Source organism: Kitasatospora sp. NPDC057223, assembly GCF_042669755.1.
Classification (GTDB): domain Bacteria; phylum Actinomycetota; class Actinomycetes; order Streptomycetales; family Streptomycetaceae; genus Kitasatospora.
Genome location: NZ_JBHUWW010000204.1, coordinates 1 through 10,934, shown reverse-complemented (window position 1 = coordinate 10,934; position 10,934 = coordinate 1). Strand labels below are relative to the sequence as shown.

The window sequence follows — 10,934 nt, the reverse complement described above, 5'->3', positions numbered from 1 at the left end:
TGCAGGGGGGACCCTGTGGGAGAGTAGGACGCCGCCGAACAATTTTTCTAGAGAAGCCCCGCCGGGTAACCGGCGGGGCTTCTCTGCGTTTCCGGGCACGTACCGCGCGCCGGCGCCGGGGAGTTCGGCGCCGGACGGGTCACAGCGGCAGTTTGAAGCCGAGGTGGGACGCGGTGAATCCCAGGCGTTCGTAGAAGCGGCGTGCATCGGTGCGGGTCGCGTCCGAGGTGAGCTGGACGAGGTTGGCCCCGAGGTCGCGCGACCTGTCGATCGCCCACCGGATCAGTTCGGTGCCCAGTCCGCTGCCGCGCTCGTCGGCGTCGACGCGGACGCCTTCGATGATCGTCCGGGTGGAGCCCCTGCGGGAGATGCCCGGGATGAGAGTCAGTTGGAGGGTGGCGACGGCCCGGCCGTCGCGGTCGGCGACCATGAGGTGCTGGTGCGGGTCGCTGTTGATCCGGGCGAGGGCCGCCAGGTACGGGGTGAGGTCGTCCGGGGTCTCGCGGGTGGAGCCCAACTGGTCGTCCGCGAGCATCGCCACGATGGCCGGGAGGTCGTCCTCGGTGGCGCGGCGGATCTTCAGGTCTGTCATGGCCAACACCTTAGGCGAGCCGCCGGTGCGCACCTGAGGAGCCCGGAGGGGCCAGGGCCTTCCTTGCACCCCCGCCTGCGCGAGGCCGGGCGCTGAGGGGGCCTCACTGCCCGGGCAGGGCACTCCTGATGACGGCGAGGACCGCTCCGTACGGGTCGATGAGCTGGGCGAGCCGGCCGACCCCGTGGACGTCCATGGGAGCGATGCGCAGGGTGGCCCCGAGTTTCTCCGCCCGGGCGGCGCAGGCGTCCGGGTCGGTCACCTCGAAGTAGGGGAGCCAGTGCGAGCCGGTGCCCGCCGCGGTCTGTTCGGGACCGAGCTGCATGATGCCGCCCTGGCCGTCGTCGGAGCCGCCGCCGGCCGGGGTGAGCACGGTGTAGGTGTTGCCGCCGAACGGCACGTCCTGCTCCTGCCAGTCGAAGACGGCCCGGTAGAACGCTTTCGCCGCCTGGGCGTCGGTGCTGTAGCACTCCGTCCAGCAGAGGGAACCCGGGTCGTTCACGGCGTCCAGGCCGACGGTGTCGTGCGGCTGCCACACGGCGAAGTCGGCGCCGGTCGGGTCGGTGTAGCCGGCCATCCGGCCGTTGGTGAAGACGTCGAACGGTGCGAAGCGGACCCGGCCGCCGGCGCTCTCGACCAGGGCGGTCGTCCGGTCGGCGTCCGGAGTGTTGAAGTAGACCGTCCAGCCCGGGCGGCCGCCCCCCTCGGTGAGGGGGCCCAGCGCGGCGACCGTCCGGCCGTCCTGCTGGAAGAAGCCGTAGCCGCCGGCCGCCGGGCCGGCCGAGGCGAAGGTCCAGCCGAACAGGGCGGTGTAGAAGGAGGCGCAGGCCTCCGGGTCGGGGGCGGCGAGGTCGAGCCAGTTGGGGGAGCCGGGCACGTAGTCGGTGGTGAGCATGGCGGCGCAGCTCCTCGGGTGGGCGCCGGGACGAGCCCGGTGACTTGGTCCCCCGCCGTGTCCCAGCCTTCCACCGGGGGCGGGGAACCGCAGCGCGGGCGCGATGCCCCGGCTGGGCGCGATGCCCGGGTTGTCGGACCGGGGCGGTACGGTGCGTAGCGGATGGTCACCCGTACCGGCTAGGGGGTTCCGTGGCCACGCAGCAACCGGCGGTTCCGCGTCAGCTCGCCCAGGTGGACGGGGTGCTGGAGCGGGTCACGTACGCCAACGAGGAGACGGGGTACACCGTCGCGCGGGTCGACACCGGGCGCGGGGCCAACGATCTCCTGACGGTGGTGGGCGCGCTGCTGGGCGCGCAGCCGGGGGAGTCGCTGCGGCTGTTCGGGCGGTGGGCCTCGCACCCGCAGTACGGCAAGCAGTTCGTGGTGGAGAACTACACGACGGTGCTGCCGGCGACGATCCAGGGCATCCAGCGCTATCTGGGGTCGGGGCTGATCAAGGGCATCGGGCCGCGGTTCGCGGAGCGGATCGTGGAGGCCTTCGGGGTGGACACCCTGGAGGTGATCGAGAACGCGCCGGCCCGGTTGATCGAGGTGCCGGGGCTGGGGCCGAAGCGCACGAAGAAGATCGCCGCGGCCTGGGAGGAGCAGAAGTCCATCAAGGAGGTGATGGTCTTCCTGCAGGGCGTCGGGGTGTCGACCTCGCTGGCGGTGCGGATCTTCAAGAAGTACGGCGACGCCTCGATCGGGGTGGTGAAGAACGAGCCGTACCGGCTGGCGTCGGACGTCTGGGGCATCGGCTTCCTGACGGCGGACCGGATCGCGCAGGCCGTGGGCATCCCGCACGACAGCCCGGAGCGGGTGAAGGCGGGCCTGCAGTACGCGCTGTCGCAGAGCAGCGACCAGGGCCACTGCTACCTCCCCGAGGAGCGGTTGATCGCGGACGGCGTGAAGCTGCTCCAGGTGGACGTGGGGCTGGTGATCGACTGCCTGGCCGAGCTGGTGGCGGCCGAGGGGGTGGTCCGGGAGTCCGTCCCGGGGGAGGGCGGCCAGCCGGTGACGGCGGTGTACCTGGTGCCGTTCCACCGGGCGGAGATCTCGCTGTCCAACCAGGTGCTGCGGTTGCTCCGGGCGGACGTGGACCGGATGCCGGGCTTCGCGGACGTGGACTGGACGGCGGCGCTGGCCTGGCTGGCCAGGCGGACGGGGGCCGAGCTGGCGCCCGAGCAGGAGCAGTCGGTGCGGCTCGCGCTGACGAAGAAGGTCGCGGTGCTGACGGGCGGTCCGGGCTGCGGCAAGTCGTTCACGGTGAAGTCGATCGTGGCGCTGGCGCTGGCGAAGCGGGCCAAGGTGGTGCTGGCGGCGCCGACCGGCCGGGCGGCGAAGCGGCTGTCGGAGCTGACGGGGGCGGAGGCGTCCACCGTGCACCGGTTGCTGGAGCTGCGGCCGGGCGGGGAGGCGGCGTACGACCGGGACCGTCCGCTGGACGCCGATCTGGTGGTGGTGGACGAGGCCTCGATGCTTGACCTGATCCTGGCGAACAAGCTGGTCAAGGCGGTGGCGCCGGGGGCGCACCTGCTGTTCGTGGGGGATGTGGACCAGCTGCCGTCGGTCGGCGCGGGCGAGGTGCTGCGGGACATGCTGTCGGGGGACAGCCCGGTGCCCTCGGTGCGGCTGACCAGGATCTTCCGGCAGGCGCAGGAGTCGGGGGTGGTGACCAACGCGCACCGGATCAACGAGGGGCTGCCGCCGCGCACGGAGGGCCTGGCGGACTTCTTCCTGTTCGTGGAGGACGACACGGAGCGGGCGGCCGGCCTGACGGTGGACGTGGTGGCGCGCCGGATCCCGCAGAAGTTCGGGCTGGATCCGCGCCGGGACATCCAGGTGCTGGCGCCGATGCACCGCGGTCCGGCCGGCGCGGGCAATCTGAACACGCTCCTCCAGGCGGCGGTCACGCCGGGGCGCGAAGGCCTGCCCGAGCGCCGGTTCGGCGGGCGGACGTTCCGGGTGGGGGACAAGGTCACCCAGATCAGGAACAACTACGAGAAGGGCCGGAGCGGCGTCTTCAACGGGACGGTCGGAGTGGTGACCTCGCTCAGCGTGGACGACCAGCGGCTCACGGTGCTCACCGACGAGGACGAGGAGATCCCGTACGACTTCGACGAGCTGGACGAGCTGGCGCACGCGTACGCCGTGACGATCCACCGGTCGCAGGGCAGCGAGTACCCCGCCGTGGTGATTCCGGTCACCACCTCGGCGTGGACGATGCTGCAGCGAAACCTGCTCTACACGGCCGTGACCAGGGCAAAACAACTCGTTGTGCTGGTGGGGTCACGGAAGGCGATCGGACAGGCCGTGCGGACGGTCAGTGCAGGTCGCAGGCACTCCGCGCTGGGTTACCGGTTGGCAACTGGATGATTCTCCAACCGGTCCCTTGGCTCTAGAGTTCTCTTGACGTGAAGAGATTTAGGGCAGAGCCTAGTGTGTGCCGATCTTGTCCGGTTCATACCGGCTGCGTCGACGGCTTTTGTAGGGGACGGCCCTTTCGGGTCACCCCGGGTGCGCAACTGTCCGCCAGATGGGGGATGGTGGAGACAGTCAGGGCACCTTGGATGAGAATTCATTTCGTCGGTGAGGAAGAGCGTGAGCGAGAACAGTCCAGACGCTGTAGTACTGCGGTACCAGGGCGGCGAGTACGAGTACCCCGTCGTCGAGAGCACTGCGGGCAACGCCGGCTTCGACATCTCGAAGCTGCTCCCGCAGACCGGCCTGGTGACCCTGGACAACGGCTTCGGCAACACCGCCGCCTACAAGTCCGCGATCACCTTCGTGGACGGCGACAACGGCATCCTGCGCTACCGCGGCTACCCGATCGAGCAGCTGGCCGAGAAGGCCACCTTCATCGAGACCGCGTACCTCCTGATCAACGGTGAGCTGCCGAACGCCGACCAGCTGGCGATCTTCAGCAACGAGATCACCCAGCACACGCTGCTGCACGAGGACGTCAAGCGCTTCTACCAGGGCTTCCCCCGGGACGCGCACCCGATGGCGATGCTGTCCTCGGTGGTCGGCGCCCTGTCGACGTTCTACCAGGACAGCCACAACCCGTTCGACGCGGGCCAGCGCCACCTGTCGACCGTCCGCCTGCTGGCGAAGCTGCCGACCATCGCGGCCTACGCCTACAAGAAGTCGGTCGGCCAGCCGTTCGTCTACCCGCGCAACGACCTCGGCTACGTCGAGAACTTCCTGCGGATGACCTTCGCCGTCCCCGCGGAGAACTACGAGCTCAACCCGGTCGTCGTCAACGCGCTGGACAAGCTGCTGATCCTGCACGCGGACCACGAGCAGAACTGCTCGACGTCCACCGTGCGCCTGGTCGGCTCCAGCCACGCCAACCAGTTCGCCTCGATCTCGGCGGGCATCTCGGCGCTCTGGGGTCCGCTGCACGGCGGCGCCAACCAGGCCGTGCTGGAGATGCTGGAGCAGATCCAGAAGGACGGCGGCGACGTCGACTCCTTCATCCGCAAGGTCAAGAACCGCGAGGACGGCGTGAAGCTCATGGGCTTCGGTCACCGCGTGTACAAGGCCTTCGACCCGCGTGCCGCGGTCGTCAAGGGCCTCGCCCACGAGGTGCTGGCCCAGCTCGGTAAATCCGACGAGCTGCTGGACATCGCGCTCAAGCTGGAGGAGCACGCGCTCAGCGACGACTTCTTCGTCTCGCGCAAGCTCTACCCGAACGTGGACTTCTACACCGGCCTGATCTACCGCGCCATGGGCTTCCCGACCAGCATGTTCACCGTGCTGTTCGCGCTCGGCCGGCTGCCGGGCTGGATCGCCCACTGGCACGAGATGATCAACGACCCGACGAGCCGCATCGGCCGCCCGCGTCAGATCTACACCGGCACCGAGATCCGCGACTTCGTCGGACTCGACGAGCGCTGAGCCCGTCGTCCGGCCGCAGCCCGTACCGGCTGCCGAGGGCCCGGCCGCACCACTCCCCAGGGGTGGTGCGGCCGGGCCCTTCGCGTGTGCGCGTGCCGTGTTCGGCGCACGACGCCCGGGGGCGGCTGCGGGCAGGGGCGGCCGCTCAAAGCGCCCCTGTCCTGCCGCACCCCGGCGTCGTGCGCGATGACCGCCGATGAGTCGACAGTCGTCCCGGGGCCCGCCGGAGCCCCGTCGGCGGCAGCCGGGTGGCGTGGCGACGCGACGGGCTCCGCCCTGTCGCCGCGCTCCGGAAAACTGCCGCACTACAAAGCTAAGACGTATCAGCCCTCACAAAGTTACGACCGGGGGGTGTGAGCTGTCTCTCGCCACGCTCCGTGTGCATGTGGTGCCGGTGCCATACCACATCATCAACAACGGCAGACGTCACCCTCCCCGCAGTCACGGCGACCCAGCGTGATAGGAATCGTGTCATTCCGGTACGGACCGCCCGCACATCGGTAGCGCGGAGGCCGGGCCGGGGAGGGAGTGCGCAGATGGCCAGGAACGTCGTCGTCACCGGTGGTGGCACCGGCATCGGGTTCGAGATCGCGCGGAGGTTCGCCGAGGCGGGCGAACGGGTCGTGATCGTCGGGCGCCGGCGTGCCGTACTGGAGAAGGCCGCGGCCGACCTCGGCGCCCGGGTCACCCCGCTGGTCTGCGACCTGGCCGACCCGGACGCCGTGGAGCACGCGCTGCTCGGACTGCCCGCCGAGATCGACGTCCTGGTCAACAACGCGGGCAGCCGCGAGACCGTGCACGGCGCCGGGCCGCACGCGATGGTCGCCCGCTGGCGGGGGGACTTCGAGCGCAACGTCCTGACCGTGGTGCTGCTCACCGAGTCCATCCGGGACCGGCTCACCCAGGGCTCCGGCCGGGTCATCACCGTCAGCTCGATCGCGGCCCTGCGCGGGGCCGGCTCGTACGGCGCCGCCAAGGCCTCCCTGCACGCCTGGAACCACTTCCTGGCCGCCCAGCTCGGCCCCTCGGGGATCACCGCCAACATCGTGGCGCCGGGCACGGTCGCGGGCACCGAGTTCTTCGGGCCCCGGCTGGACGAGGCGGAGGTCGCCCGCCGGGCGGCCCGCACGCTGCTCGGCCGGATCGGCGAGACCGGCGAGGTCGCCGCGGCCGTCCACTTCCTGGCCTCGGCCGAAGCCGGTTTCATCACCGGCGAGATCCTCCACCTCAACGGCGGCGAACTGCTCGGGCGCTGAGACCGGCCGCACGGACGCCGCGGGCCCGTACCGGTGCCGGTACGGGCCCGCGGGCGATCGTGCGGGGCGCTCAGGCCGCGGCCGCCCTGAAGCGGCGCAGCCGGAGGCTGTTGGTGACCACGAAGACCGAGGAGAAGGCCATCGCGGCGCCCGCCACCACCGGGTTGAGCAGCCCGGCGGCGGCCAGCGGGATCGCCGCCACGTTGTAGGCGAAGGCCCAGAACAGGTTGCCCCTGATGGTGCCCAGCGTCCGCCGGGAGAGCCGGATCGCGTCGGCCGCCGAGCGCAGGTCGCCGCGGACCAGTGTCAGGTCGCCGGCCTCGATCGCCGCGTCCGTGCCGGTGCCCATCGCCAGGCCCAGGTCGGCCTGGGCGAGGGCGGCCGCGTCGTTCACGCCGTCGCCGACCATCGCCACCGACCGGCCCTCGGCCTGCAGCCTGCGGACGGTGGCGACCTTGTCCTCCGGCAGGACCTCGGCGATCACGTCCGCCGGGTCGATGCCGACCTCGGCCGCGACCGCCTCGGCGACCCGCCGGTTGTCACCGGTCAGCAGCACCGGCCGCAGGCCCAGCGCCCGCAGCTCGGCGATCGCCTGCGCGCTGGTGGGCTTCACCGTGTCGGCGACCACCAGGACGGCCCGGGCCTCGCCGTCCCAGCCGACCGCGACCGCAGTGCGGCCGGCCGCCTCGGCGGCCGCCTTGGCCTCGGCCAGGGCGGGCGGCAGGTGCTGTGCCGAGTCCGCCAGCAGGGCCTCGCGGCCGGCGACCACGGCATGGCCCTCGACCACGCCCTGGACGCCCAGGCCGGGCACGTTCCGGAAGCCCTCGACGGCGGGGAGCCCGCCCACCCGGTCGGCGGCGGCCGCGGCGATCGCGGCGGCGACCGGGTGCTCGGAGGCGTGCTCCAGCGCGCCGGCCAGCCGCAGTGCCTCGGTCTCGGTGACGCCGGGCACGGTGTGGACGGCGGTGAGCGCCATCCGGCCCGTGGTGACGGTGCCGGTCTTGTCCAGCACGATGGTGTCGACCCGGCGGGTGGTCTCCAGCACCTCGGGGCCCTTGATCAGGATGCCCAGCTGGGCGCCCCGGCCGGTGCCGACCATCAGCGCCGTCGGCGTGGCCAGGCCCAGCGCACAGGGGCAGGCGATGATCAGGACGGCCACCGCCGCGGTGAAGGCCTCGGTCGGGCTGTTGCTCACCAGCAGCCAGCCGACGAGGGTGCCGAGCGCGATCAGGATGACCACGGGGACGAAGACCGCCGAGATGCGGTCGGCCAGGCGCTGCGCCGAGGCCTTGCCGTTCTGCGCCTCCTCGACGAGCTTCGCCATGCGCGACAGCTGGGTGTCGGCACCGACCCGGGTGGCCTCGACCACCAGGCGGCCGCCCGCGTTGACGGTGGCGCCCGTCACCGGGTCGCCGGCCGCGACCTCGGTGGGGACGGACTCGCCGGTCAGCATGGAGGCGTCCACCGCGGAGTTGCCCTCGACGACGACGCCGTCGGTGGCGATCTTCTCGCCGGGGCGCACCACGAAGCGCATCCCGACGGCGAGCCGCCCGACCGGCAGCCGCACCTCGCGCCCGCCCTCCAGGACGGCGACGTCCTTCGCCCCGAGGTCGAGCAGGGCGTGCAGCGCCGCGCCGGCCCGCCGCTTGGAGCGGGCCTCCAGCCAGCGGCCGAGCAGGATCAGCACGGTGACGGCGGCGGCCGTCTCCAGGTAGAGCGAGGACGAGGCGTCGCCGCGGCCGACCGCGAGCGAGAACTCGTGCCGCATGCCGGTCATCCCGGCGTGGCCGAAGAACAGTGCCCACACCGACCAGCCGAACGCGGCCAGGGTGCCGAGCGAGACCAGGGTGTCCATGGTGGCGGCGCCGTGCCGCAGGTTCGTCCAGGCGGCCCGGTGGAAGGGCAGACCGCCGTACACGACGACGGGGCCGGTCAGTGCGAAGGCGAGCCACTGCCAGTTGTCGAACTGCAGGGCGGGGACCATCGAGAGCAGGACCACCGGGACGGTGAGCACGGCGCTGATCAGCAGCCGCTCGCGGAGCGGGTCGGGGGCCGTGGCCGCTTCGGGGCCCGGGCCCTGCGGCTCGGCGGCGGGCGGGGCGGGGGGTTCGGCGGTGTAGCCGGTCCGCTCGACGGTGGCGATCAGGTCGGCGACGCTCACCCCGGGCCCGAAGTCGACGCGGGCGCGCTCGGTGGCGAAGTTCACGGTGGCCTCGACACCGTCCATCCGGTTGAGCTTCTTCTCGATCCGGGCCGCGCAGGAGGCGCAGGTCATTCCCCCGATCGCGAGCTCGATGCGCTCACTCGCCGTGGCGGCGCTCTCGGGAGTGGTGGTGGTGCTCATCTGTTTCTCCTGTCCTCCTGATCGGAAGCGTACGGCGGGGGCACGGGGTGGTGCGCCCCCGCCGTGGCGCTGCTCAGGCCGAGCGGCCGACCAGCTCGTAGCCGGCCTCGTCGACGGCGGCGCGCACCTGGTTCTCGTCCAGCGGGGCCGCCGAGGAGACCGTGACCGTGCCGGCCTTGGCGTCGGCGGCCACCTCCGTCACACCGGGGATGGCGGACACCTCGGAGCTGACCGACTTCTCGCAGTGGCCGCAGCTCATACCGGTGACGGTGTAGGTGGTGGTGCTGGACATCGGGACCTCCGGGAAGTGGCTGCCGCGGACCTGCGTCCGGGCTCTGTCTGCTCACAACACCATACCCCCACCGGGTATTCCGGAGCCTGGGGGAATCCGTGTCGCGGGCCGCACCGGGATGGCGGCCCGATTACAGAGAGTATGCGGACCGGCACGGTGCGTCCGAATAGCCGCCCGAAAGCCGGACGGCGTGTCTCGGGCCCCCGCCCGTGCGGCGGTCCGCCGAGCGCGCGGGCGCAGCGCGGGTACCTAGATCGTCCGTTATGTTCGAAAGGTGTTCCGGACCCGCCGAGCCCAGTCTCCCGTGGACCTGACGGCCGGTGCGATCGCGCCGGCCCGACGGCGCAGCGCGCTGCTGGCCGCCGACCTCCAGGACATCTCCTGGCGCCGGCGCGCGGCCCCGGCGCTGCTCGCCATCCTGCTGGTGGGGCTCGCCGACTTCCTCTCCGGCAAGGACCGGTACCTGGCACCGCTGATGACGGTCGTCCCGTCGATCGCCGCGCTCACCCTCAAACCCCGTGAGCTGCTGCTGGTCTGCTTCCTCGGACTGCTCGCCGTGTTCGGGCTGAGCCACTACGACCAGGTCGACAACATCAACGACGAGCGGTTCCTGTTCGGCGCGATGATCAGCTACCTCGTGCTGACCGTGTTCAGCGCCTGGGTCGCGCACATCAGGATGCGCCGGGCCGCCGCCTTCGCGGCCGTCAGCTCCGTCGCCGAGGCCGCCCAGCGCGCCCTGCTGCGCACTCCCGAGGCCGCGGTCGGGCCGCTGCGGCTCGCCGTCCGGTACGCCTCGGCCGCCGACGAGGCCCGGATCGGCGGTGACCTCTACTCCGTCCTGGAGACACCGCACGGCACCCGGGTCCTGGTCGGCGACGTCCGGGGCAAGGGGCTGGGCGCGGTGCAGACCGCCGCCGTCGTGCTCGGCGCCTTCCGGGAGGCGGCCTACGACGAGAGCGGGCTGCGGGGGGTCGCCGCCCGGATCGAGGCCAGCGTGGAGCGGCACGTGCCGGACGGGGAGTTCACCACGGCGCTGTTCGCCGAGTTCAAGGCACCCGGGACGGTGGAGCTGCTGCACTACGGCCACGTCCCTCCCGTCCAGGTCACCGGGGACGGGACCGCCCTCATCATCGAGTCCCCCGACCCGTGGGTGCCGCTCGGCCTCGGCCGGCTCGCGCAGGGCGAACCGCAGAGCCTGGCCATGCCGTTCGCCGCCGACGACGTCCTGGTGCTCTGCACCGACGGCGTGATCGAGGCCCGGCACCACACCTCGGGCGAGTTCTACCCGCTCGCCGACCGGGTCGGGCCGCTCGTGCGGGGAGCGGCGCAGTCACCGGCCGACCTGGAGGCCGCCGTCGGGCGGGTCTACGCGGACCTGCTGGACCACACCGGCGGCGCACTCGGGGACGACGCGCTGCTGCTGCTGATCAGCCGGACGGCCTAGGCCGCGCTGACGTCCGCGAGGGTGCGGAACAGCAGGGCGGTGGAGGTCGCCCCCGGGTCCTGGTGGCCGATGCTGCGCGGACCGAGGTAGGAGGCCCGGCCCTTGCGGGCCTGCAGGGCGACGGTGTCGCGCATGCCCTGTTCGGCCGCGTCGGCGGCCACCGCGGCGGC

Annotated in this window: 9 protein-coding genes; 4 read left to right on the top strand and 5 right to left on the bottom strand. The window is 72.1% G+C overall.

Translation table 11 applies throughout. The annotated features are described in order from the left end of the window. Positions 1-139 precede the first annotated feature (139 nt). Positions 140-592: a GNAT family N-acetyltransferase gene (locus ACFUK0_RS37940; protein ID WP_380258235.1), complete on the bottom strand. Its 453-nt coding sequence runs from the start codon at positions 590-592 to the stop codon at positions 140-142. Between the two features lie 103 nt (positions 593-695). Continuing rightward, positions 696-1,487, bottom strand: a complete 792-nt coding sequence (locus ACFUK0_RS37935) for a VOC family protein (protein ID WP_380258233.1) — start codon at positions 1,485-1,487, stop codon at positions 696-698. A gap of 191 nt (positions 1,488-1,678) precedes the next feature. On the opposite strand from ACFUK0_RS37935, the gene ACFUK0_RS37930 reads away from it, so the two are divergent. The 3 genes from ACFUK0_RS37930 (at position 1,679) to ACFUK0_RS37920 (ending at position 6,684) form a co-directional block, all read left to right on the top strand. Further along, a complete protein-coding gene (locus ACFUK0_RS37930) occupies positions 1,679-3,904 on the top strand; it encodes an ATP-dependent RecD-like DNA helicase (RefSeq protein ID WP_380258231.1) in 2,226 nt (741 codons plus the stop codon). Between the two features lie 213 nt (positions 3,905-4,117). Next, the gene (locus ACFUK0_RS37925) at positions 4,118-5,428 is read left to right on the top strand and encodes a citrate synthase (protein ID WP_380258229.1); all 1,311 of its coding nucleotides are present in this window, start codon (positions 4,118-4,120) and stop codon (positions 5,426-5,428) included. Positions 5,429-5,964: 536 nt separating this feature from the next. Next, positions 5,965-6,684, top strand: a complete 720-nt coding sequence (locus ACFUK0_RS37920; protein ID WP_380258227.1) for an SDR family NAD(P)-dependent oxidoreductase — start codon at positions 5,965-5,967, stop codon at positions 6,682-6,684. A gap of 70 nt (positions 6,685-6,754) precedes the next feature. Here ACFUK0_RS37920 and ACFUK0_RS37915 read toward each other — a convergent pair whose 3' ends face one another. Then, entirely contained in the window at positions 6,755-9,028 is a 2,274-nt protein-coding gene (locus ACFUK0_RS37915) for a heavy metal translocating P-type ATPase (RefSeq protein ID WP_380258225.1), read from the bottom strand. 73 nt (positions 9,029-9,101) lie between these two features. Beyond that, positions 9,102-9,320: a heavy-metal-associated domain-containing protein gene (locus ACFUK0_RS37910; protein WP_380258223.1), complete on the bottom strand. Its 219-nt coding sequence runs from the start codon at positions 9,318-9,320 to the stop codon at positions 9,102-9,104. A gap of 274 nt (positions 9,321-9,594) precedes the next feature. Here ACFUK0_RS37910 and ACFUK0_RS37905 point away from each other — a divergent pair, with 274 nt between their 5' ends. After that, positions 9,595-10,764, top strand: a complete 1,170-nt coding sequence (locus ACFUK0_RS37905; RefSeq protein ID WP_380258222.1) for a PP2C family protein-serine/threonine phosphatase — start codon at positions 9,595-9,597, stop codon at positions 10,762-10,764. Here the strand turns inward: ACFUK0_RS37905 and ACFUK0_RS37900 are convergent. Then, positions 10,761-10,934 (bottom strand): DAK2 domain-containing protein (locus ACFUK0_RS37900; protein WP_380258237.1); only part of this gene is annotated, 174 nt, incomplete at its 5' end. The genes ACFUK0_RS37905 and ACFUK0_RS37900 overlap by 4 nt on opposite strands.

What these genes read in the sequence shown, in the direction of transcription:
- ACFUK0_RS37915 (WP_380258225.1), bottom strand. Translation starts at nt 9,028, where the DNA reads ATGAGCACCACCACCACTCCCGAGAGCGCCGCCACGGCGAGTGAGCGC.
- ACFUK0_RS37935 (WP_380258233.1), bottom strand. Translation starts at nt 1,487, where the DNA reads ATGCTCACCACCGACTACGTGCCCGGCTCCCCCAACTGGCTCGACCTC.
- ACFUK0_RS37910 (WP_380258223.1), bottom strand. Translation starts at nt 9,320, where the DNA reads ATGTCCAGCACCACCACCTACACCGTCACCGGTATGAGCTGCGGCCAC.
- ACFUK0_RS37920 (WP_380258227.1), top strand. Translation starts at nt 5,965, where the DNA reads ATGGCCAGGAACGTCGTCGTCACCGGTGGTGGCACCGGCATCGGGTTC.
- ACFUK0_RS37940 (WP_380258235.1), bottom strand. Translation starts at nt 592, where the DNA reads ATGACAGACCTGAAGATCCGCCGCGCCACCGAGGACGACCTCCCGGCC.